Here is a 22,560-nt window from a genome sequence, read left to right on the forward strand (position 1 = left end):
TTTTCTATTGGGGAATTATGGTGTCTGTAAAAAAACTTAAATGTTTCAAAGCCTACGATATCAGAGGCCAACTAGGTGATGAGCTCAACCCGGATGTTGCTTATCGTATTGGTTACGCTTATGCAAAACACCTAAATGCTAAACGGGTAGTAGTTGGTGGTGATATCAGACACACTAGTGAGCCGCTTAAACTTGCTTTGGCCCAAGGTGTTATGGATACGGGCGCAGAAGTTATTGATATCGGGATGGTCGGCACGGAAGAGATATACTTTGCCTCATTTTATCTGGATGTCGATGGGGGCATTGAAGTTACGGCCAGCCATAATCCGATGGATTACAATGGCATGAAGTTGGTTGGGCGTGGTGCTTTGCCGATAAGTGGTGATAGTGGCTTAAATGATATTCGTGATTTGGCTGAACATATTGACTCACCGTTTAATACTCCTAAAGAAACTGTCTCGGTTAAGGCTAATACTCCAGATGCTACACCAGCAGGACATTCTGTTTTCAGTGGAACCAATAACGCCAATAAATACAGTCAGCAATCGATACTTGATCCCTACGTTGAGCATTTGCTGAGCTATATTGATCTGACAAAGATCAAACCATTAAAACTGGTTGTGAACGCGGGTAATGGTGCGGCTGGACATGTTATTGATGCGCTTGAGCAACAGTTTAAAGCAGCCAATGTGCCGCTGGAATTTATCAAGATCCACCATGAAGCCGATGGCAGTTTCCCGAATGGTATCCCCAACCCGTTATTACCCGAAAATCGGGCTGCAACTGCTGATGCAGTCATTGCTAATAAAGCCGATATGGGTATCGCATGGGATGGGGATTTTGATCGGTGTTTTCTGTTTGATGAAAATGGCCGATTTATTGAAGGGTATTATATTGTCGGTTTGTTGGCTGAAGCATTTTTGCTCAAGTCAGCCGGTGAAAAAATCATCCATGATCCACGACTGACCTGGAATACCATCGATCAAGTTGAAGCAGCGGGTGGAAAACCTATCCAATCCAAAACAGGCCATGCCTTTATTAAAGAACGTATGCGATTGGAAAATGCAGTTTATGGTGGTGAAATGAGTGCCCATCACTATTTCCGTGATTTTGCCTATTGTGATAGCGGCATGATTCCTTGGTTGCTGGTTGCTGAGTTAATCAGTGTTGCGGGTAAACCTTTGTCTGAACTGGTCAATGAACGTATGGCGAAATACCCATGTAGTGGTGAAATTAATTATCGGGTAGCAGATGTCAGTGTCATTCTCGATAAAATTTTGAAACATTTTTCCACAGAAAATCCAGTCATTGATAGAACTGACGGCATCAGTCTGGAATTTGAACAATGGCGATTTAACCTACGCTCTTCGAATACTGAACCCTTGCTGCGGCTGAATGTAGAAACTCGGGCTGATCAAGACTTGATGAGAGCCAAAGTGTCAGAAATTGAACAGATAATTCAGAACTAACTAATGCGGATTTTTGTAACAGGTGCAACTGGATTTGTCGGTAAAGCGTTGATTAATGAACTGCTTAGTGCAGGACACAATATTGTTGCAGGTGTACGGAATTATTCGATGGAATTGCCAGTTGAAGTGGAACAGCAGCAGATCGGTGATTTAAGCTTGTTGAGTGAGCAGAATTCGATAATTGATACGCTGAAAAAAATTGATGTTGTTATTCACACTGCAGCACGCGTACACATTATGCAAGATAAAGCAGCCGATCCGTTGACTGAATTTCGAAAAACGAATGTAAACGCAACTCTTGCATTGGCTAAGCAATCAGTTAGTGCGGGTGTGAAAAGGTTTGTATTTATCAGTTCTATTAAAGTGAATGGCGAATCTACAAATAATAGACAGGCTTTTCGTGAGACTGATAAACCAGCTCCTGAAGATACTTATGGACAATCAAAACTTGAAGCAGAACAGCTTTTATTTGAGTTAGCCCAGATAACGCCAATGGAGGTTGTGGTTATCCGTCCACCTCTCATTTATGGTCCAGGGGTTAAAGCCAACTTTGCCAGTTTGATTAAAATCATCAAAAAAGGCTTACCACTGCCATTTGGAGCAACTGCCAATCAACGTTCATTACTAGCGATCAATAACCTGGTTAATTTTGTAATGCTTTGTACCGCCCATCCTGCCGCTGTAAATCAGGTTTTTCTAGTGGCGGATGGCAAGGATATTTCAACAACCACACTGTTGACGAAAATTGCCAAAGCTTATAACCGGCCTGTACGTTTAATACCAGTTCCAGTTTGCTTGATGATATTTATTGCCAAACTGACAGGTAAAAATAATATCTCTGATCGGTTGTTTGGAAATTTACAGATAGACATTACTAAAGCGCAACAATTATTAGGATGGAAGCCTGTTGCCTCAATGGAACAACAACTTAACAAAATGGCTGAGTTAGATAGGAACTCAACACAAAATAAATAATAAAACGAGAAATTCATGACCCGAACTGTTATCCGTTTACTGGATATTATTTTGTCTGTTGTTGGCCTGTTGATTGGTTTACCAATTTTATTAATTCTGATCATTATCGGTTGGTTTGATACCGGTGCCCCCATATTCAGGCAACAGCGTGTAGGCCTAAATCAAAAGCCTTTTACATTAGTCAAATTCCGCACCATGACAAAAGATACGGCGCATGTTGCCAGTCATCTGGCGTCAGCCTCATCCATTACCCCCTTCGGTCGTTTTCTGCGTCGAACCAAACTGGATGAACTACCACAGTTATGGAATGTGTTAATAGGTGAAATGAGCCTGGTTGGCCCCAGACCCTGTCTTTTTAACCAGCTTGAATTAATTGAAGAGCGCGAAGCAAAAGGCGTATTTAAGGTTAGGCCTGGTATCACAGGGCTGGCGCAAATAAATGATATTGATATGTCGACTCCTGAATTACTGGCTAAAACAGATGCTTTGATGATTGAGCAGATGAGTGTAATCCGCTATCTTGGTCTCATCGTTCAAACGGTTATCGGCAAAGGTGCTGGTGATAGAGTTCGTAAGGATAGCTAAACCTTACCTGATGGCTTGGCGCATTTAGCGAATTCTTCCAAATTCATTCAGAAATAAACTTATGGAGTGACGCCTGTGGAAAAGGAGAATATTGTCTGGCATATGCACAAAGTCAGCAAAGCGGATCGTAGTCAGCAGAAAAAACAGCGTTCTGCCATTTTATGGTTTACCGGGTTAAGTGCCTCAGGCAAATCCACCATTGCCGGGGCAGTAGAGCAGGCTTTATTTGAGCTGGGTCATCATACTTATCTGCTTGATGGGGATAACGTCAGACATGGTTTGAATAAAGACCTGGGGTTTTCTGACGAGGATCGGGTTGAGAATATTCGCCGCATAGGTGAAATGGCTAAGCTTTTTGCCGATGCCGGTTTAATTGTATTAACCGCTTTTATTTCCCCTTTTCGTTCGGATCGTCGATTAGTCCGTGATCTGGTTGAAGCGGACGAATTTGTTGAAATTTATATGGATACACCGCTCAGTGTTTGCGAACAGCGTGATCCAAAAGGCCTCTATCAAAAAGCCCGTCGCGGCGAGATTAAGAATTTCACCGGTATTGATTCCGAGTATGAAGCACCTGAGGCGGCTGAAGTCACTTTGAATACGGCGGAATGTGATATTGCGGAATGTGTAGCGCAGGTCATTGAGTATTTACGGATAAACAACATCATTCAAACTCAGGGGTAATATGCGTTTTATTGACGTTTTTAATGGCGATGCCGATGGTATTTGTGCACTGGTTCAGTTACGTCTGGCTGAGCCCAGAGAAGCGGAACTGGTTACCGGAATCAAGCGTGATATCAATCTGTTGAAACATGTGGATGCAGCTGCTGGTGATAAGCTCACTGTGCTGGATATTTCGATGGAGAAAAATACGGCAGATTTGATCCGGTTACTGGATGTTGGAGTTGAGGTGTTCTATGCAGATCATCATCAACCGGGCGACATTCCTGAATATCCCAATCTGTCTGCACATATCGATATGGCAGCCACTACCTGCACTTCATTAATCATTGATAAGTACCTTAAAGGACAGTTTCATCAATGGGCTATCACTGCTGCCTATGGCGATAATTTAACCGCAGTGGCGGATAAGCTTGCCGGTGAAGCCGGGATGACAAATACTCAACGTGAAGAACTGGCATCGCTGGGCATTTATCTTAATTACAACGGCTATGGTGCCAAGACGGATGATCTGTTATTTCATCCTGCTGAGCTGTTTAAACAATGTGTTGCTTATGCTTCGCCCTTTGATTTTATTCACGAAAACCGTGCGGCCTATGAAAAGCTTTCAAACGGTTACAATGAAGATATGCGTTCGGGGTTAACCATTGAACCAAAATACAAAACTGAAAAGCTGGCCGTTATCTGTTTACCCGACGAAAAGTGGGCCCGCCGGGTAAGTGGTGTTTTGGGAAACGAGTTGGCCAATCAATTTCCTGACCGGGCTCATGCCATTGTGTCGGTAAAAGATGCTGATCATTATCTGGTGAGCCTGCGTGCTCCAAATTCCAATCGCAGTGGCGCCGATGAAGTTGCTGGCCAATTTCCTACTGGTGGTGGACGTAAAGCGGCTGCAGGTATTAATGCGCTTCCAATCAATCAGTTGGAGCAGTTGATTGATGTAATGGAAAAACAATACGCTTAGAAACTAAATTGTGATCGGTTTCTCGATTTAAGGCAGGAGAATTTCCTGTTGATTAATTTTGTCTTTTTTAGGGCTGGACGTTAAACATCCTGATAGCTTAGTCTTTAAATGCAGCTCAGGAGAGCTGCATTTAATCAAAACAAGGAGCAAGGAAAGATGTTTAAGAAATGGATTATTTCTTTATTACTCGCATTTTCACTTTCATCATTCGCTGCATTCGCAGCAGATAAAATCAATATCAACAGTGCTACAGCAGACGAATTACAGCTTCTCGATGGAGTAGGACCTTCCACTGCAGATGCTATCGTGCAATACCGTGAGCAAAATGGGACATTTTCCAGTGTTGATGATTTGGTGAATATCAAAGGTATTGGTGAAAAAAAAGTAGCTGCTTTAGCAGAGAAAGTTACTGTCACTGATTAAACGTTGATAAATTGAAAAAGGTGAGGTTTAAAATGCCTCACCTTTTTTATGTCTGTTTAAAAGGCAACTGAGTTTGATAAAACAGCTTCCGCTTGCATTACCAGTTTGTCTTTCAATTCCGCATCTAACCTTTGTTGTTCTGTTTCGGTTAACGCATTGTCGTCGCTATTGGTGATGAAAAACACGTCTTCTACCTGGTCGCCCAATGTCACCATTTTAGCATTAATTACCTGTATCTGATTTGACAGAAAAACTTGTGCTACGACAGACAACAATCCCGGTCGATCATGGGTGTATAGCTCCATTACCGTATGTGTATGCTGGGGATTTACCGAAAACTTTATGACGGGCTCGGTCTGGAACAGCTTTGTGGTTCGTGGCATTAATTGTGGTTTATAACCCGAAATCAAATGTTCACGTGCAAGCTGCTTATGCAATGCTGCGGTGATATCTTCAAAGCGTTGTTGTGTCCCATTAACAATAAAAGTATTTAAGGTTTTACCGTCATTACTGATATTGATTTTGGCATCCAGAATATTCAGTTGCAACTGTTCCAGACATGCTGTCATAGAAGCAAACAGACCGCGGCGATCATGTGTAAAAATACATAACTCGAGCGTTTGCTTTTCGTTATGCGGACGTACCAGAATCAATGGTTCTTCATCGGGATGCTCAAGCCGGCCATTGGTTTGCCAGGCAATTTCATCAACTGAATGCCGTAAAAAATAATCCAGATCATATTCAAGCCACAGTTGGGTGATATCTTGGGGCGGCCATCCCATTTCTGAAAGTTTATCCAAAGCCAACTGATACTTTTTATAGCTTTTTTCCTGCGTACTTTTTGCTTGTGCCTCAGTATGTTCCAGCCATTGATGCGTACTGTGATATAGCTGTTTGAGCAGTGAGTCACGCCAGCCATTCCAGAGATTGTTATTGGTTGCCCTGATATCAGCCACCGTCAACAGATACAGATAATTTAATCTATTGACACTGCCGACCAGAGCGGCAAAGTCTTGAATAACTTCAGGATCTTCGAGGTCTTTCTTTTGCGCGGTGGATGACATTGCCAGATGCTGGCGAACCAGAAAAGTCACAATGCTGGTGTCGTAATCACTCAAATTGTGTTGCGTACAGAATTGTTCTGCATCTTTAACACCGAGAATACTATGATCACCGCCACGACCTTTGGCAATATCATGATAAATACCGGCGATATACAATAATTCAGGTTTTGGCAGTTGATAAAACACTTCTGAACACAGCGGAAATTCATCCTTGAATTCGGAGCAGGAAAAACGACGTAAATTTCCCACCAGAAACAGGGTATGTTCATCTACCGTGTAAGCATGAAATAAATCATGCTGCATCTGTCCGACAATCCTACCAAATTCAGGCAGATAAGCACCCAGCACTCCGAGTTGATTCATGCGACGAAATTCATGGGTAACGCCTTTCGGTTGACGGATGATTTCCATAAACAGGCTACGATTTTTAATGTCTGCACGAAAGCGTTCATCAATTAAATGCAGATGGGCATGAATCTGGCGGATAGTCGAGGCACGAATGCCTTTAATATGCGGATGTTGTTGCAGGATCAGAAATACTTCCAGCAACGCATAGGGATAGTAAGCAAACATGCCGGAATTGATGGTTTCCAGATAACCGTTATGAGATTGGAAACGACGGTTGATCGGTTCAATATCTCTGGGTTCATCAGCCAGGATGATATTTTCTTCAAAAAGTTGTAACAGCAATGCATTCATTTGACCAACGGCACGAACCGTCCGGTAATAATCCTTCATGAAATGTTCAACGGCCATACGGTTATTGGTGTCTGCATAACCGAGTTGTTTAGCCAGTTCGCGCTGATGATCTATCATCATTTTTTCTTGTTTACGACCGGCCTGATGATGTAGGGCAAACCGTACCCGCCACAGAAAACGTCGTGCCTGTTGCAGAATATCGAACTCGCTTTCGGCCAGAAAGCCTTTGGATTTCAGGCCTTGCAGATTCCGTACATCAAAATGTTGTTGAGCAACCCAGTTGATCACCTGAATATCCCGCAGACCACCGGGCGATTCTTTTAGATTTGGCTCAAGGTTGTTACCGGTATCGTTGTATTTATGATGCCGCTGAATCTGTTCCTGTTTTTTGCGCTCGTAAAAAAGTCGGGTATCCCACGTTTTGTTTGAAACCGTCAGTTGTTGTAACTGCTCGAACAATTGTTGATTGCCCGATAAAAGCCGTGCTTCCAGTAAGTTGGTAGCAATAGTGATATCGTCTTCAGCCTGCTGGCGGCATTCACTAATTGTGCGAACACTATGGCCGATTTCAAGTCCGATATCCCATAATTGGGTCAGGAAATCTGATAATGCGGCTGGCGGCGCTTCGGCTACTGAATCATCCAGTAACACCAGCAAATCCACATCAGAATGGGGATGTAATTCACCTCGTCCATAGCCACCCACAGCAATCAGACTCAGTGTGGTTTCTGCTGCAAGATGCTTTTTCCATAGAAATTGCAGTACTTCATCCACAAAATGTGATTGTTGATGAACCAGCCAGTCAATGTCAGCTTCATCTTCAAAAAAACATTTCTTTAAATGTTGGGAGGCTTTAGCGAGGATATCGCGACAGCCAGTCGCCTTATCCGTCTGACCGAACTCCCAGACAGATTGTGCAGCAATTGCCATTAATGGATGCTCCTATGAGCGTTCTTCTTCCCGAAGGGTTAATATTTCGTGACCATCATCAGTAACCAGAATGGTATGTTCCCATTGGGCCGATAAGGAACGGTCTTTGGTCACCACTGTCCAGCCATCAGGAAGTTGGCGGACCTGACGTTTACCGGCATTGATCATCGGTTCAATAGTAAATGTCATGCCGGCCTGCAATGTCATACCGGTGTCTGGTGAACCATAATGCAACACCTGTGGTTCTTCGTGAAATACCTGGCCGATGCCATGTCCACAATATTCTCTGACAACAGAAAAGTGCTCGTTCTCCGCATGTTGCTGAATGGCATGGCCGATATCGCCCAGCTTGATACCCGGTTTGACCATATCAATGCCAATCATCATGCATTCACGAGCGACACGAGACAATCGCTGAGCCAGGATTGATGTTTTGCCGACATGAAACATTTTGCTGGTATCCCCGTGATAACCATCTTTAATAACCGTGATATCGATATTAATAATGTCGCCATCTTTGAGTTTTTTATCACTGGGAATACCGTGGCAGATAACATGATTGACCGAGGTACAGATGGACTTGGGGAAACCATGATAATTCAAAGGTGCAGGAATGGCTTTTTGTTCGTTAACAATATAATCGTGACAAATGGTGTTTAATTCATCGGTGGTGATGCCCGCAACCACATGCGGTTCGATCATGGTTAAAACGTCAGCGGCAAGCTTGCCTGCCACACGCATTTTTTCGATTTCTTCGGCTGTTTTGATGGTCACGCCCATGCCAGATCCTGATTGCTGTTAACGATAAAAAGACAAAGCATAGTTTGCCGCAAAAAGCATTGAACTGCCAGCTAAGCGGGCTAATCCAAGCTATATACGGTTGGTGCTTTGTTTTAGTTGGTAACTGTGGAATAATATGCGCGCCTTAGCAAAGGCAAAATCACACACGTGCCGACACAGTTTTCGGGGTGCTGTCTGAACATCAGATCAGTCGATAGCTGGGGTGCGTGGAGGTTTAACCCCATATATATAGGTATAAAAATGGCTAAAATTACAATGCGCCAAATGCTTGAAGCAGGCGTTCACTTCGGTCACCAAACACGTTACTGGAACCCAAAAATGGGTCCTTTCATCTTTGGTAAGCGCAACAATATTCATATCGTTAACCTTGAGCACAGTCTGCCAATGTTCAACGACGCACTCAACTACGTCAGCAAACTGGCTTCCAAAAAAGGCCGTATTCTGTTCGTTGGCACCAAGCGTGCTGCACAGGATGCTATCCGTGAAGATGCTGAACGTTGTGGCATGCCTTACGTCAACCGTCGCTGGTTAGGCGGCATGCTGACAAACTACCAAACCGTTCGCCAATCAATCAAACGTCTTGAAGCAATTCAGGCGATGATCGAATCAGGTAAAACAGAAGGTTTGAAAAAGAAAGAAGTTCTGAACCTGTCACGTGAACAGGAAAAACTGGAAAAAAGCATTGGTGGTATCAAGAAAATGGGTAACCTGCCTGATGCTTTGTTCATTATCGACGTTGATCATGAGCGCATCGCTATTCAGGAAGCAAACAAACTGGGTATCCCCGTGATTGCGGTTGTAGATACCAATAGTAATCCTGACGGTGTTGATTACGTTATCCCTGGCAACGACGACTCCATGCGGGCCATTCGCCTGTATACAGCTAATATCGCTGACACTATTCTGGAAGGCCGTGCATCTGTCACTACAGGTGATGCCGGAGATGAATTTGTAGAAGTTGCGGAAGAGAATGCTCCAGCCGCAGCTGAATAAGTTCTGCTAATGACTTAAACAGGCTCGCTTAAAGGCGGGCCTGTGTCGTATGTGTGGTCTGAAACAGGCCGTTCACAAAAATTGATTTTAAGGGTTACAAAAATGGCTATAACTGCAGCTTTAGTAAAAGAACTGCGTGAGCGTACCGGCTCCGGCATGATGGAATGCAAAAAAGCATTGGTTGAATCTAATGGTGATATCGAAGCAGCAATTGAAGAGATGCGTAAATCTGGTCTGGCGAAAGCTGACAAGAAGTCTGACCGTGTTGCTGCCGAAGGTATTATTGCCATCGAAACCAGTGCCGATAATAAACAGGCAGTGATGCTTGAAGTGAATTCAGAAACAGACTTTGTCGCGAAAGCAGATGATTTTATTGGTTTCGTCGATGCCGTAGCGAAGAAAGTTCTGGAAGCACAGCCTGCTGATTTAGATGCATTGTTGCAATTGACATTAAGTAACGGTGAAAGCATCGATACTGTCCGCCAATCGCTGATTGCTAAAATTGGTGAAAATATTCAGGTTCGCCGCTTTACTTTGGTGAACACTGATTCGGGTGTCATTGGTGCTTACCGCCACGGTGACCGTATCGGAACACTGGTCAAGCTTAACGGTGGTGATGAAAGTCTGGCAAAAGATTTGGCAATGCATGTTGCTGCCAGCCGTCCGCAAGCGGTATCTGCTGCTGAACTTCCAGAAGAATTATTGCAAAAAGAGCGTGATATCGTCGCAACCCAGGCACGTGAAAGCGGTAAGCCGGAAGCGATTGTTGAAAAAATGATCGAAGGCCGCATGAGCAAGTTCGTTAACGAAATCAGCCTGCTGGGCCAGGCGTTTGTTAAAGACCCTGATGTCACGGTTGAAAAGCTGGTTAAACAAGCGGGTGCAACGGTTGAAGCCTTTGCCTGTTATGAAGTCGGTGAAGGCATCGAGAAAAAAGTTGATAACTTTGCCGAAGAAGTTATGGCTCAGGCACGAGGAAACTAAACCATGACGGAAACCGGAAATCAGCTTGTTTATAAGCGTATTCTGCTCAAACTGAGTGGTGAGGCTTTAATGGGTAATGCCGAGTATGGCATTCAACCCGAAGTGATTTCCCGGTTTGCGAAAGAGATATCCGAGCTGAATGCCCAGGGTGTTCAGCTGGGTATTGTTATCGGCGGTGGCAATATTTTTCGTGGTGCTGGCCTTGCCGCCAGTGGCATGGATAGAGTCAGTGCCGATCACATGGGCATGTTGGCAACCGTATTAAATGCGCTGGCACTGCAGGATGCTCTGGAACGTAATGGAACATTCTGCCGTGTCATGTCCGCGATACGTATTCATGAAGTCTGTGAAGATTATCTGCGCCGCCGTGCTATTCGGCATTTAGAAAAAGGCCGGGTAGTGATTTTTGCTGCGGGTACCGGTAATCCATTTTTTACCACAGATTCAGCAGCCAGTTTGCGTGCTGTAGAAATTGGTGCTGAGCTCATGCTTAAAGGCACCCAGGTAGATGGTGTATATAATTCAGATCCAAGGAAAGATCCCGAAGCCATCCGTTATGACACGCTGTCTTATGATGAAGTTATTAATAATCGCCTGGCAGTAATGGATACAACGGCAGTAGTGATGTGTCAGGAACAGAAAATGCCTTTAAGGGTATTTAATGTTCATGAATACGGTAATCTCACTGACATAGTGTATGGGAAAAATGTTGGTACATTGGTGAAATAGGACAAATCATGATTAATGATATTCAAAAAGATGCAGCAGACCGAATGCAGAAAAGTGTTGCGGCTCTGGCAACTGCACTGGCGAAAATCCGTGCTGGCCGCGCACATACCAGTTTATTAGATCATGTTACCGTGCCATATTACGGTTCCGATGTTCCCTTGAGTCAGGTGGCGAGTGTTGGTATCGAAGATTCCAGAACGCTCACGGTGGCGCCATGGGAAAAAAATATGGTTCCGGTGATCGAAAAAGCCATTATGACATCTGATTTGGGGGTGAATCCAAATAGTGCAGGAATGACTATTCGTATTCCGATTCCGCCCTTAACTGAAGAACGTCGTAAAGATTTGGTCAAAGTGGCTAAATCTGAAGCTGAAAATGCACGTATCGCTGTGCGTAATATTCGTCGTGATGCGAATGGCAGCTTCAAAGATTTATTAAAAGACAAAGCCATTTCGGAAGATGAACAGCGTGGTGCGGAAGAGGCCATTCAAAAGCTGACCGATACTACCATCAAACAGATTGATGACTTACTGGCTGAAAAAGAAACCGATTTGATGGCGGTCTAAGCCATTACGGTTTAGCCATACCAAATGAATTCTTCCGGTCGTTCCATACCCAGACACATTGCTATCATCATGGATGGCAATGGTCGCTGGGCAAAACAACGGCTACAACCGCGATTTATGGGGCACCGAGCTGGTGTCCGAGCGGTTGAAGGCATTGTTAAACATTGTGTCGCCTGCGGTGTGGAAGTACTCAGCCTGTTTGCCTTCAGCAGTGAAAACTGGCGACGACCCGGTAAGGAAGTCAATTTACTGATGGAGTTATTCAGTCATGCACTGGATAACCAGGTTAAACGTCTGCATAAAAACAATATCCGTCTTAATGTCATTGGTGATATCAGTCGTTTTTCGGTGTCATTACAGCAACAGATTGCGGATGCAACGGCATTAACGGCTGAAAACGATGGTTTGATCCTGAATATTGCTGCCAACTATGGTGGGCGCTGGGACATTACTCAGTCAGTTAAGCAGATTGCGAAAAAAATCCAAAACGGCGAACTCGATCCAGAGCAGATTGATGAAAGTGTTATTGCCGGTCATTTGGTGACGGCCGATTTGCCTGAACCGGATCTGTTCATCCGTACAGGCGGTGAACAACGTATCAGTAATTTTCTGATGTGGCAGCTGGCGTATACCGAATTGTATTTTACCGAGACACTTTGGCCTGAATTTAATGCCCAGAATTTGGATATAGCAATAGATTCGTTTTCCAGCCGTGAACGACGGTTTGGTCGTACATCGGAACAGTTAGCAGGTAAAGAAGATGCTTAAACAGCGTTTATTGGCTGCGGCAGTGTTAATTCCGTTAGTGATAATGGCCATTTTGCTATTACCCAGTATCGGTTTTATTGCTTTACTGACGGTTGTTGCGTTGATGGCGATATGGGAATGGCTCTCCATGGCAGCAATCAAACCCATGTTCAAAGTATTGGCCAGTATTTCATTTGTTGCTGTTCTGGCAGTATTGCTTACGACGGCAGCGATTGACCATATATTGTTCAGCGGCTTACTGTTCTGGATTCTGTTCAGTCTGCTCATTGTTTTATTTGCACACCGACCTTTACCCGGCATTCTTGCTGGGTGCTTCCACAATAAAGTATTTACCTATCTGCTCAGCATGCTGGTCACGTTATTGTTTGTTTACAGCGCGGTATGGCTGCATGGCTTAGCTCCGAATGGTCCAGTCTTGGTTTTATATGTTTTGATAAGTGTATGGCTGGCCGATACCGGTGGATATTTCGCAGGTAAACGCTGGGGAAAACATGCTCTGGCCAGGGCTATCAGTCCGAATAAAACGCTTGAAGGTCTTGCCGGAGCTCTGGTGTTAGTAGCACTCTGGAGCGTTCTGGCATATTTGCTGGGTATTTCCCAGAATTTATCACTGAGCGGCTGGCTTGCTATCAGCCTGATAAGCGGTTTGATTTCGGTCAGTGGTGATTTATTTGAAAGTCTGTTTAAGCGCAGTTACCAGATAAAAGACAGTGGGCAACTTATACCGGGGCACGGCGGTATGCTGGACAGGATGGATAGTCTGCTGGCGGCCGTTCCGTTTTTTGCTGCGCTGTTATGGCTGACAGGTCAGTTTTAATGCAGCAGGTTACTATTCTCGGCTCAACCGGTTCAATTGGTATCAGCACTTTAGATGTTTTACAGCGTCATCCTGAAAAATACTCTGTATACGCCTTAGCGGCTAATAAATCAGTTGATACGATATTTGAGCAATGCATTCAATTTCAACCGGCTGTGGCCGTTATGTTATGCCCGGATTCGGCAGAACAACTCGAAATAAAACTTCGTAAAGCCGGTTTGGCTACTGCTGTGCAAAGCGGTATGCAAGCTTTGGAAATGATTTCTAGTGCAGATGAAACTGATATTGTGGTAGCTGCTATTGTGGGGGCTGCAGGATTACTTCCCACCCTGGCCGCAGCAAAAGCCGGTAAACGTATTTTGCTGGCCAATAAAGAAGCGCTGGTGATGAGTGGTGCTTTACTGATGCGCGAAGTGGAAGCGAATAATGCAATATTGCTTCCTGTTGATAGTGAACATAATGCGATATGGCAATGCATGCCAGTCGGCGATACCCAGCAATATCATTTTGAAAATAAAGGTATCCGCAGAATTATTCTGACGGCATCAGGTGGACCGTTTCGGGATTGGGATATTGACGATCTGGATAGGGTTACGCCAGAACAGGCGGTAGCGCATCCAAATTGGTCGATGGGCCAGAAAATATCCGTTGATTCCGCCACGATGATGAATAAAGGACTGGAGGTTATCGAAGCGCACTGGTTATTTGGAGTGAGCAGTGACAAGATTGAGGTCGTGTTGCACCGCCAGAGTATTATTCATTCCATGGTGGACTATGCGGATGGTTCGGTGCTGGCGCAAATGGGGAATCCCGATATGCGTACACCGATTGCCAATACGTTAGCCTGGCCGCAACGTATAGATTCTGGAGTTGAGCCTTTGGATCTGGTGAAGGCGGGAAGGCTGGATTTCTCGGAAGCGGACTTTGCGCGATTCCCTTGCCTGGCCCTTGCTTATAAGGCATTAAATGCAGGGGGAACCAGTACGGCTATACTTAATGCCGCTAATGAAGTGGCAGTAGAAGCCTTTCTTAACCGCAAAATTAAGTTTACTGATATTGCCCGGATCATTGCTGATGTTTTAGAAGGCGTACAATCAACAGCAGCAGATTCACTGGAACACATTTTGTCTGCCGATCAAATGGCCAGAAAGGTCGCTCAACAGCAGATGCGGAAGTTATGCAATCATTAATCTTTTTTATTATCGCCCTCAGCCTGCTGGTGGTTATCCATGAATTTGGACACTACTGGGTAGCACGGCGTTGTGGGGTGAAAGTATTGCGTTTTTCGGTCGGTTTTGGCCAGAAACTGTGGTCAAAACAATTAAAAAATGGCACTGAATTTGTGATTGCAGCGCTGCCTTTAGGTGGTTATGTCAAGATGCTGGATGAACGCGAAGGGCCGGTGGCAGATGCTGATCTGGGACAAACTTTTAATCGCCAGCCATTAAAAAACCGCGTTGCGATTGTCTCAGCAGGGCCTGTTGCCAACCTTTTATTTGCCGTGTTTGCCTACTGGATGATTCTGATCATTGGAGTACCGGGAATAAAGCCGATTATTGATGAAGTCACGGTTGACTCACCAGCAGCCATGGCTCAGCTTACTCCGGGTGAGCAAATTATTGCCGTTAACGGTAAAGCAACACCAACAATAAACAGCTTGTTTCAGCAATGGTTGAGATTGGCACAATCTGGTGAAACCGTCTCACTGACAACACGTAGTGCTGATATCGAAACCACCAAACAACTCACTTTACCAAAGCTTGGTCTTGACGATGCAGCAACCCTGTTTAATCAAATTGGTATAAAAACCGTGCAACCAGAAATGCCCCCGATTTTGGGCAAGATCGTTGCCGATAGTCCTGCAGAAAAAGCAGGCTTACAAGCCGGAGACGAATTAATTTCTGCTGATGGAAAACCATTGCAGAGTTGGCAGGCATGGGTGACGTTAATTCAGAATAGTGCTGAGCAACCTATCGAAGTCGAAATCCTACGCAATGGCGTCATACAGCAACTGATTATTACCCCCGCTGCAGATGATAATGGAATGGGACGTATTGGTGCCGCAGTCAATACAGATGCATTTGAAATACCGACAGAATTGCAAGCAGAGTTACGCTATGGACCATTGACGGCTATTCCTCAGGCCGTTACACAAACCTGGCAATTTAGTGTCACGACCTTGAGCGGTTTATGGGGGATGCTTGTCGGTACGGTTTCCAGTGACAACCTGGGTGGGCCAATTGCTATTGCACAATTTGCCGGAGATTCTGCTCAGCAAGGATTTGTCGCCTTTATCAGTTTTTTAGCCATGATCAGTATCAGTTTAGGGATATTAAATCTATTACCTGTACCAGTGCTGGATGGTGGTCATTTACTGATGTATTTTTTTGAATGGATTCGTGGCAAACCGTTACCGGAATCGGTACAAATCCAGGTACAAAAAATTGGATTATTTTTGATTCTGCTGTTGATGGTATTCGCTTTTACAAATGACATTGCTCGACTCATTGGCTAATCCACACATTGCAGGTACACTTACGATTTCTTCGGCTGACTGACTGTAAAACAACAATGAAACAAATCATCACAGCATTGACGCTCATCTTGTTATCCTCTGCAGCTTGGGCCGAGGAGTTTATCATCAAAGATATCCGGGTGGAGGGGTTACAAAGGATCTCCGCTGGGACGGTTTTTAACTTCCTACCAGTCAAAGTAGGCGATGAGCTGACGGAAAATGATGTCAGAGGCATTATCCGCTCACTGTTTAAATCGAAATATTTCAACGATGTACAGGTTGAGCGTGATGATGGTGTGTTAGTCATTAAAGTCAGTGAACGTCCTGCAATTTCCAGCATCGAGTTTGTCGGTAACAAAGATTTGGACAGTGCAGAGTTGACCAAGTCATTACGCCAGATTGGTTTTGCTGAAGGCCAGGTGTTTGAGCAGGCCATGCTGGAAAGGGTTGAGCTGGAACTGCAGCGTCAGTACTTCAGCCGTGGTAAATATGGTGTGGCTATTGATTCAGAAGTGACGCCATTATCGCGCAATCGTGTAGCCGTCCGGATTAATATGGCAGAAGGTGTGGTTGCCACCATCGGTGAGATTAATATTGTCGGTAATAATTCTTATGATGATGAAGAACTGCTTGGCGAGTTTGAATCGACTACTGGTGGCTGGTTATCTTCGTTAACCAAAGACAATCAGTATTCCCGTCAGAAACTATCAGCTGACCTTGAATCATTACGTTCATTTTATCTGGATCGTGGTTATGTCGATTTCACCGTAGAATCCACACAGGTAACGATCTCAGATGATAAAAAACAGATGTTCATCACCATCAATATTGCTGAAGGTGAACGCTACAAAATCAATGAAGTAAGATTGGCCGGCAACTTGATTGTGCCGGAAGAAGAATTATTTAATTTGGTTACCATCCGTAAAAACTCGGTGTTCTCCAGAAAGGCTATTACCTCCAGTTCTGAAAGACTTACAGATCGATTAGGTAATGATGGTTATGCTTTTGCCAACGTGAATGCCGTACCTGATATTGATCGTGAAACGCGGGAAGTTAATCTGACTTTCTTTGTCGACCCGGGTCGTCGGGCTTATGTACGTCGTATCAATATTTCAGGTAATAGCAAAACCCGTGATGAAGTATTGCGTCAGGAAATGCGCCAACAGGAGTCAGCCTGGATTTCCACGGGCGCTGTTGAGCGGTCTCGCGAACGAATTTCTCGTTTGGGGTATTTCGAAGATGTGAATGTTGAAACCTTGCCTGTTGCCGGAACATCTGATCAGGTTGATCTGGATTTCAATGTAACGGAAATGGCATCCGGTAGCCTGTCAGCCGGTATTGGTTACTCTCAATCTGATGGTATTATCTTCAATGCAAACGTCACACAGAAAAACTTTTTCGGAAGTGGCAAGCATGTTCGCTTCGGCTTTAATAATAGCCGTGTCAACACAGTCTATAGCTTTGGTTATACCAATCCGTTTGCCACGGTAGATGGTATCAGTCAGGGCTTTAATCTTTTCTATCGCGAAACAGATGCATTTGAGGCGAATATTGCTAACTACACCACGGACGTTTTTGGTGGTGATATTAATTTCGGTATCCCGATTTCAGAGAATAACCGGATAAATCTGGCATTTGGTTATGAAAATACGCAACTGGATGTACCAAGTAATAATGAAATTACCCGTTACGATGATTTTATCGAAAAAGAGGGGGATTCATTTCATGCGTTTCCAGTAACTATTGGCTGGTCAAGTGACACACGAAACAATGCTATCTTACCGACAAGAGGTATGTCGCAAAGTGTTTCTGCAGAAGTGGCTACGCCTATTGGTGACCTGCAGTACTACAAACTTCGCTATCGCAATAACTGGTATACCCCATTGAACGATACCTTTACCTTTGCCTTGAGAACGGATCTTGGGTACGGTAAAGCCTATGGTGATAGTGAGCAATTTCCCTTCTTCCAGAACTTTTACGCTGGTGGTATCAGAAGTGTGAGAGGTTTCAGAGCAAATACCCTGGGTGTCAGGGAAGCTGACCGACCTCTCGGTGGTAATTTAATGGTTACTGGCGGAGCGGAAATTATTTTCCCAATTCCATTCATGAAAAAAGCTTTACGCTCTTTCCGCTTGAGCACTTTCGTGGATGTGGGTAACGTATATGATGTTGATCAAAGCTTTGAAGCTGATTTACTGAGATATTCAACCGGCTTATCAGCAATTTGGATTTCACCATTTGGCGCAATGTCGTTTAGTATTGCTGCTCCATTACGTGATCAACCGGATGACGAAACCGAAGTATTCCAGTTTTCATTGGGATCAACATTTTAAATTTAACTATCGGAGTTAAGAGTGAAAAACATCAAGATTGTTGGCCTGTTGTTGGCATCTTTAATGGTCAGCCCCGTTTATGCTGCTGAAATGAAAATCGGCGTTGTAAATGCAAGTGTCGTATTAGATCAGTCTCCACAGAAGGAACGTGCTTTAGCCCGATTGGAAAAAGAATTTTCAACGCGTAGCAAATCACTCGAAAACAAACACAAGGAATTACGTGCGGCTCAGGATAAATTAAATCGTGATGCTGCAATACTGGGTAATGACGAACGTCAGGCACAGGAACGTAAGATTTTAAACGATCAACGTGAATTGAAACGCCTACAGGATGAATACAGTGAAGACTTGTCTATCCGTCGTAATGAAGAGTTACGTAAGTTAGAAGAAGAAATTGCAGAAACAATCGTAGATCTTGCTAAAAAAGAATCTTATGACTTGGTACTTTATCAAGGTGTTATTTTTGCCAGTGAACGTGCAGATTTAACCTCCAAAGTGCTGGAAAGACTTAAAGCGAAATAAGAGTCTGGATGTGGTCTGGACATTAGCAAAAATAGCATCTGAAATTGGTGCACAACTGGTTGGAAATGCAGACAAAGTTATAACTGGTGTCGGTACCTTGCAAAATGCAAAGGATACCGATATCAGTTTTTTAGCGAATACTAAATATCGTCAATATCTAAAATCGACTTCTGCTGGATGTGTCATTGTTTCATCCGCAGATTTAGCCGAAGTAAATACCAATGCTTTGGTTATTGATGACACTTATGTCGCATATGCCAAAGCAGCCTCCCTTTTATATCCTGATGAACAACCGGATACCGGTATTCATTCAAGTGCAGTAATTGGGCAAAGTTGTCATATTGCCGATTCCGCACGCATAGCTGCACAGGTTTATATCGGCTCGAACGTAAAGATTGGTCACAATGTGATTATCGGACCAGGCTGTATCATTGAAAATGATGTGGAGATTGGTGCTGATACCCGGTTGATGTCAAATGTCACTTTGTGCCGTAAAGTTCAAATTGGTGGGCGCGTTCGTATTCATCCCGGAGTCGTTATTGGTGCGGATGGTTTTGGTATTGCGAACGATAATGGTAAATGGTTGAAGATCCCGCAAGTAGGCAAAGTCATTATTGGTAATGATGTCGAAATTGGCGCCAATACGACTATTGATCGTGGAGCTATAGATGACACTATCATCAGTGATGGTGTCAAGCTGGATAATCAAATTCAAATCGGTCACAACGTTTTCATTGGTGAACACACGGTAGTTGCCGGATGTGTGGGTATTTCAGGTAGCACTCGCATTGGAGCCCACTGTGCCATTGGGGGGGGAACGGGTATTGCCGGGCATATTGAAATAACCGATGGTGTTCAATTGACTGGCATGAGTATGGTAACCAAATCAATTCTAACTGCTGGAACCTATTCTTCAGGAATTCCGGTTGAGCCCACCAGAGAATGGCACAGGAATGTGATTCGTTATAGACAGCTTGATAAATTAAATGACAAATTAAAACAATTGGAAGCCAAGTTGAAGTAATGAATGTGTTCGTCATTCACTTAGCTTTACCGCAACAGGGTCTCAACGTAAGATTACTGCACGCAAAAATATAAATCCTAAAGGATAATCAGATTGAACACCATTGACATACATGAGATTCAACGCTTACTGCCACATCGATACCCATTCCTGTTGATTGACAGGGTAATTGAATTTACACCGGGTGAACATCTGGTTGGTATTAAAAATGTCAGTTTCAACGAACCCCACTTCACGGGCCATTTCCCCCAGCGTGTCATTATGCCGGGCGTATTGATTCTGGAAGCATTAGCTCAGGCTACAGGATTGCTGGCATTTAAAACAGCCGATCAGATTCGTTCAGATGAAGCGTTATATTATCTGGCCGGTATTGATAATGCGCGCTTTAAAAAACCTGTAGAGCCAGGCGATCAACTACGCCTTGAAGTTAAATTGATTAAAAACAAACGTAATTTATGGAAGTTTTATGGTCAGGCGACTGTTGACGGCGAGGTCGTTGTCAGTGCTGATATTATGTGTGTTAACCAAGAAATGCCTTCGTGATTCATCAAACTGCTCTAATAGATCCCACTGCCAGAATCGCCGATGACGTTGTTATCGGTGCGTACAGTATTATCGGAGCGCATGTTGAAATCGCTTCAGGTACAGAAATAGCTTCACATGTAGTGATAAACGGACCGACGAAAATAGGTCGAAATAACCGTATATTTCAATTTTCCTCAATTGGTGAAGAACCACAGGACAAGAAATATCATGGTGAGCCGACATTATTGGAAATTGGTGACAATAACCTGATCCGTGAATCTGTCACAATTAATCGTGGCACGGTACAAGGCGGTGGTATTACCAAGGTGGGTAATAACAACTGGATCATGGCTTATGTGCATATTGCTCATGATTGTATTATTGGAGACTATAATATTTTCGCCAATAATGCTTCACTTGCTGGCCATGTCATTGTTGATCAGCATGTTATTTTGGGGGGCTTCACTCTGGTTAGCCAATTTAATCATCTTGGCTCACATTGTTTCAGCGCCATGGGCAGTGTCATTTCTCGAAATGTTCCGCCTTATGTATTGGTATCAGGTCATATGGCAGAACCTGTCGGTATCAATGTTGAGGGGTTACGCAGACGAGGCTTTACGGATACTCAGATTAGAAATATTCGTCAGGCTTATAAATTGGTTTATCGTTCAGGGCTGCGTATGGAACAGGCTCAGCAACGCTTAAATGATATCCAGCAAGATGCGCATGAGTTAGCCATATTTATTGAATTTCTGCAAAACCAGCAGGGTGGAATCATCCGGTAGTAGTTCTACCGGATGATTTTTGTTTTACTCATAAACTAGTCGTTGGCTGGAGTTGAGCTGATTCGATGAATACTCAAATCTGCACCGTTAAATTCTTCTTCAGCAGTTAACCTCAATCCCATCAACGCTTTTAAACCACCATAAACAATAAGCCCACCAATAAAGGCAATGCTTACGCCAATGGCAGCCCCTATGAATTGTGAGGCCAGGCTTACGCCCCCCATACCACCCAATGCGGCTTGACCAAATATACCGGCTGCAATCGCACCCCAGACACCGCAGAGACCATGTAGTGGCCATACACCCAATACATCATCAATTTTCCATTTGTTCTGCGCCAGGGTAAAGGTAATAACAAATAAGCCCCCAGCGAGTGAGCCGGTAATTAACGCACCAAGCGGGTGCATTATGTCCGAGCCCGCACAAATAGCAACCAAACCGGCGAGTGGGCCATTGTGAACAAAGCCAGGGTCATTACGACCGATTAAACAAGCTGCCAATGTACCGCCTACCATGGCCATTAATGAGTTAATGGCAACCAGACCACTAATGCCTTCGATTTCCTGTGCAGACATCACATTAAAGCCGAACCAGCCGACCGTCAGAATCCATGCACCGAGTGCTAAAAAAGGAATATTTGAAGGTGGATGAGCGTATATTTCACCCTGTTTGCCGTAGCGACCATGTCTTGGGCCGAGTAATAACACCGCGGCCAGTGCAATCCAACCACCTACAGCATGAACAACAATTGATCCGGCAAAGTCATGAAAAGCTGCACCAAATTGGTTTTCCAGCCAATCCTGGATGCCAAACAAGCCATTCCAGCTAATACCTTCAAAAAGTGGATAGACAAAGCCAGCAATTAAAAATGTCGCAATTAATTGAGGGTTGAACTTAGCGCGTTCGGCAATACCACCTGAGACGATAGCGGGTATCGCCGCCGCGAAGGTCAGTAAAAAGAAGAATTTCACTAAAGCGTAGCCGTTATTTTCAGCCAGTAACGGTGAAGGTTCAAAGAAATTCAGTCCATAAGCAATGCCATAACCGATAAAAAAGTAGGCGATAGTGGACATGCCAAAATCGGTGATGATTTTAACCAGAGCATTGACCTGGTTTTTTTTGCGGACAGTACCGACTTCCAAAAAAGCAAAGCCTGCATGCATGGCCAGCACCATAATGGCGCCAATTAATATAAAAACTACGTCGCTTGCGTTTTGCACAATGGTTTTCCTTATAATTAGTGTTGAGCAAGCACCAAAATAGCAAGACTTGCACCAAATCAGACAAAATCATACAAAACAATCAGATAGCTATTTACGAATGCGGTGAAAATTCAATTTATGAACTATTGTGGTGCGTCACTGTTTTATTTGGCACTAATGTGGTGCGATAAAATGCGGCACGCCAC

The 22,560-nt window shown here is 44.1% G+C and carries 22 protein-coding genes; 19 read left to right on the forward strand and 3 right to left on the reverse strand.

The features are described 5' to 3' along the window. Positions 1 to 17 precede the first annotated feature (17 nt). The 6 genes from B2W60_RS01505 to B2W60_RS01530 all read left to right on the forward strand — a co-directional run bounded on the left by B2W60_RS01505 (position 18) and on the right by B2W60_RS01530 (position 5,097). The gene (locus B2W60_RS01505) at positions 18 to 1,469 is read left to right on the forward strand and encodes a phosphomannomutase CpsG (protein WP_292361497.1); all 1,452 of its coding nucleotides are present in this window, start codon (positions 18 to 20) and stop codon (positions 1,467 to 1,469) included. Between the two features lie 3 nt (positions 1,470 to 1,472). Then, complete coding sequence (locus B2W60_RS01510) at positions 1,473 to 2,444, forward strand: UDP-glucose 4-epimerase family protein (RefSeq protein ID WP_292361498.1); 972 nt, start codon at positions 1,473 to 1,475, stop codon at positions 2,442 to 2,444. A 15-nt stretch (positions 2,445 to 2,459) separates the two neighbouring features. Continuing rightward, entirely contained in the window at positions 2,460 to 3,029 is a 570-nt protein-coding gene (locus B2W60_RS01515) for a sugar transferase (protein ID WP_292361499.1), read from the forward strand. Positions 3,030 to 3,104: 75 nt separating this feature from the next. Further along, entirely contained in the window at positions 3,105 to 3,713 is a 609-nt protein-coding gene (gene cysC / locus B2W60_RS01520; protein ID WP_292361500.1) for an adenylyl-sulfate kinase, read from the forward strand. A gap of 1 nt (position 3,714) precedes the next feature. Further along, positions 3,715 to 4,674, forward strand: coding sequence for a DHH family phosphoesterase (locus B2W60_RS01525; RefSeq protein WP_292361501.1), 960 nt, complete (start codon positions 3,715 to 3,717; stop codon positions 4,672 to 4,674). 156 nt (positions 4,675 to 4,830) lie between these two features. After that, on the forward strand, positions 4,831 to 5,097 hold the full coding sequence (locus B2W60_RS01530) for a ComEA family DNA-binding protein (RefSeq protein WP_292361502.1): 267 nt from the start codon (positions 4,831 to 4,833) through the stop codon (positions 5,095 to 5,097). Positions 5,098 to 5,153: 56 nt separating this feature from the next. Here the strand turns inward: B2W60_RS01530 and glnD are convergent, their stop codons facing one another. Next, a complete protein-coding gene (gene glnD, locus B2W60_RS01535; RefSeq protein ID WP_292361503.1) occupies positions 5,154 to 7,790 on the reverse strand; it encodes a [protein-PII] uridylyltransferase in 2,637 nt (878 codons plus the stop codon). Between the two features lie 12 nt (positions 7,791 to 7,802). Further along, positions 7,803 to 8,570 (reverse strand): type I methionyl aminopeptidase, encoded by a 768-nt coding sequence (map, locus tag B2W60_RS01540; RefSeq protein ID WP_292361504.1) that lies wholly within the window; start codon positions 8,568 to 8,570, stop codon positions 7,803 to 7,805. A 261-nt stretch (positions 8,571 to 8,831) separates the two neighbouring features. On the opposite strand from map, the gene rpsB reads away from it, so the two are divergent. The 13 genes from rpsB (at position 8,832) to lpxA (ending at position 21,152) form a co-directional block, all read left to right on the forward strand. Beyond that, on the forward strand, positions 8,832 to 9,584 hold the full coding sequence (rpsB, locus tag B2W60_RS01545) for a 30S ribosomal protein S2 (RefSeq protein ID WP_292361505.1): 753 nt from the start codon (positions 8,832 to 8,834) through the stop codon (positions 9,582 to 9,584). 102 nt (positions 9,585 to 9,686) lie between these two features. Next, complete coding sequence (gene tsf / locus B2W60_RS01550) at positions 9,687 to 10,568, forward strand: translation elongation factor Ts (protein WP_292361506.1); 882 nt, start codon at positions 9,687 to 9,689, stop codon at positions 10,566 to 10,568. Between the two features lie 3 nt (positions 10,569 to 10,571). Next, entirely contained in the window at positions 10,572 to 11,297 is a 726-nt protein-coding gene (gene pyrH / locus B2W60_RS01555) for a UMP kinase (protein WP_292361507.1), read from the forward strand. 8 nt (positions 11,298 to 11,305) lie between these two features. Beyond that, the gene (gene frr / locus B2W60_RS01560; protein WP_292361508.1) at positions 11,306 to 11,863 is read left to right on the forward strand and encodes a ribosome recycling factor; all 558 of its coding nucleotides are present in this window, start codon (positions 11,306 to 11,308) and stop codon (positions 11,861 to 11,863) included. A 24-nt stretch (positions 11,864 to 11,887) separates the two neighbouring features. Continuing rightward, complete coding sequence (locus tag B2W60_RS01565; RefSeq protein WP_292361509.1) at positions 11,888 to 12,631, forward strand: isoprenyl transferase; 744 nt, start codon at positions 11,888 to 11,890, stop codon at positions 12,629 to 12,631. Next, positions 12,624 to 13,448: a phosphatidate cytidylyltransferase gene (locus B2W60_RS01570; protein WP_292361510.1), complete on the forward strand. Its 825-nt coding sequence runs from the start codon at positions 12,624 to 12,626 to the stop codon at positions 13,446 to 13,448. The genes B2W60_RS01565 and B2W60_RS01570 overlap by 8 nt, the downstream gene beginning before the upstream one ends. After that, on the forward strand, positions 13,448 to 14,638 hold the full coding sequence (gene ispC, locus B2W60_RS01575) for a 1-deoxy-D-xylulose-5-phosphate reductoisomerase (protein WP_292361511.1): 1,191 nt from the start codon (positions 13,448 to 13,450) through the stop codon (positions 14,636 to 14,638). The genes B2W60_RS01570 and ispC overlap by 1 nt, the downstream gene beginning before the upstream one ends. Then, positions 14,626 to 15,963 carry an RIP metalloprotease RseP gene (rseP, locus tag B2W60_RS01580; RefSeq protein WP_292361512.1) on the forward strand — a complete coding sequence of 446 codons (1,338 nt, stop codon included), beginning with the start codon at positions 14,626 to 14,628 and terminating at the stop codon, positions 15,961 to 15,963. Before ispC ends, rseP begins: the two co-directional genes overlap by 13 nt. A gap of 56 nt (positions 15,964 to 16,019) precedes the next feature. Beyond that, on the forward strand, positions 16,020 to 18,296 hold the full coding sequence (bamA, locus tag B2W60_RS01585; protein WP_292361513.1) for an outer membrane protein assembly factor BamA: 2,277 nt from the start codon (positions 16,020 to 16,022) through the stop codon (positions 18,294 to 18,296). Positions 18,297 to 18,317: 21 nt separating this feature from the next. Next, complete coding sequence (locus B2W60_RS01590) at positions 18,318 to 18,818, forward strand: OmpH family outer membrane protein (RefSeq protein ID WP_292361514.1); 501 nt, start codon at positions 18,318 to 18,320, stop codon at positions 18,816 to 18,818. 10 nt (positions 18,819 to 18,828) lie between these two features. After that, a complete protein-coding gene (lpxD, locus tag B2W60_RS01595) occupies positions 18,829 to 19,842 on the forward strand; it encodes a UDP-3-O-(3-hydroxymyristoyl)glucosamine N-acyltransferase (RefSeq protein WP_292361515.1) in 1,014 nt (337 codons plus the stop codon). 93 nt (positions 19,843 to 19,935) lie between these two features. Next, on the forward strand, positions 19,936 to 20,385 hold the full coding sequence (fabZ, locus tag B2W60_RS01600; RefSeq protein WP_292361516.1) for a 3-hydroxyacyl-ACP dehydratase FabZ: 450 nt from the start codon (positions 19,936 to 19,938) through the stop codon (positions 20,383 to 20,385). After that, complete coding sequence (gene lpxA, locus B2W60_RS01605; protein WP_292361517.1) at positions 20,382 to 21,152, forward strand: acyl-ACP--UDP-N-acetylglucosamine O-acyltransferase; 771 nt, start codon at positions 20,382 to 20,384, stop codon at positions 21,150 to 21,152. The genes fabZ and lpxA overlap by 4 nt, the downstream gene beginning before the upstream one ends. Positions 21,153 to 21,187: 35 nt before the next feature. Here lpxA and B2W60_RS01610 read toward each other — a convergent pair whose 3' ends face one another. Beyond that, on the reverse strand, positions 21,188 to 22,372 hold the full coding sequence (locus B2W60_RS01610) for an ammonium transporter (protein ID WP_292361518.1): 1,185 nt from the start codon (positions 22,370 to 22,372) through the stop codon (positions 21,188 to 21,190). Between the last annotated feature and the right edge of the window lie 188 nt (positions 22,373 to 22,560).

This window comes from Methylophaga sp. UBA2496 (assembly GCF_002341635.1).
Lineage (GTDB): Bacteria > Pseudomonadota > Gammaproteobacteria > Nitrosococcales > Methylophagaceae > Methylophaga.

Bases quoted from the DNA above. Each gene is read 5' to 3' on its own strand.
- B2W60_RS01515 (WP_292361499.1), top strand. From the start codon at position 2,460: ATGACCCGAACTGTTATCCGTTTACTGGATATTATTTTGTCTGTTGTT.
- B2W60_RS01525 (WP_292361501.1), top strand. From the start codon at position 3,715: ATGCGTTTTATTGACGTTTTTAATGGCGATGCCGATGGTATTTGTGCA.
- B2W60_RS01570 (WP_292361510.1), top strand. From the start codon at position 12,624: ATGCTTAAACAGCGTTTATTGGCTGCGGCAGTGTTAATTCCGTTAGTG.
- B2W60_RS01505 (WP_292361497.1), top strand. From the start codon at position 18: ATGGTGTCTGTAAAAAAACTTAAATGTTTCAAAGCCTACGATATCAGA.
- frr (WP_292361508.1), top strand. From the start codon at position 11,306: ATGATTAATGATATTCAAAAAGATGCAGCAGACCGAATGCAGAAAAGT.
- rseP (WP_292361512.1), top strand. From the start codon at position 14,626: ATGCAATCATTAATCTTTTTTATTATCGCCCTCAGCCTGCTGGTGGTT.
- ispC (WP_292361511.1), top strand. From the start codon at position 13,448: ATGCAGCAGGTTACTATTCTCGGCTCAACCGGTTCAATTGGTATCAGC.
- pyrH (WP_292361507.1), top strand. From the start codon at position 10,572: ATGACGGAAACCGGAAATCAGCTTGTTTATAAGCGTATTCTGCTCAAA.
- B2W60_RS01530 (WP_292361502.1), top strand. From the start codon at position 4,831: ATGTTTAAGAAATGGATTATTTCTTTATTACTCGCATTTTCACTTTCA.
- B2W60_RS01510 (WP_292361498.1), top strand. From the start codon at position 1,473: ATGCGGATTTTTGTAACAGGTGCAACTGGATTTGTCGGTAAAGCGTTG.
- bamA (WP_292361513.1), top strand. From the start codon at position 16,020: ATGAAACAAATCATCACAGCATTGACGCTCATCTTGTTATCCTCTGCA.
- B2W60_RS01565 (WP_292361509.1), top strand. From the start codon at position 11,888: ATGAATTCTTCCGGTCGTTCCATACCCAGACACATTGCTATCATCATG.
- map (WP_292361504.1), bottom strand. From the start codon at position 8,570: ATGGGCGTGACCATCAAAACAGCCGAAGAAATCGAAAAAATGCGTGTG.
- glnD (WP_292361503.1), bottom strand. From the start codon at position 7,790: ATGGCAATTGCTGCACAATCTGTCTGGGAGTTCGGTCAGACGGATAAG.
- tsf (WP_292361506.1), top strand. From the start codon at position 9,687: ATGGCTATAACTGCAGCTTTAGTAAAAGAACTGCGTGAGCGTACCGGC.
- rpsB (WP_292361505.1), top strand. From the start codon at position 8,832: ATGGCTAAAATTACAATGCGCCAAATGCTTGAAGCAGGCGTTCACTTC.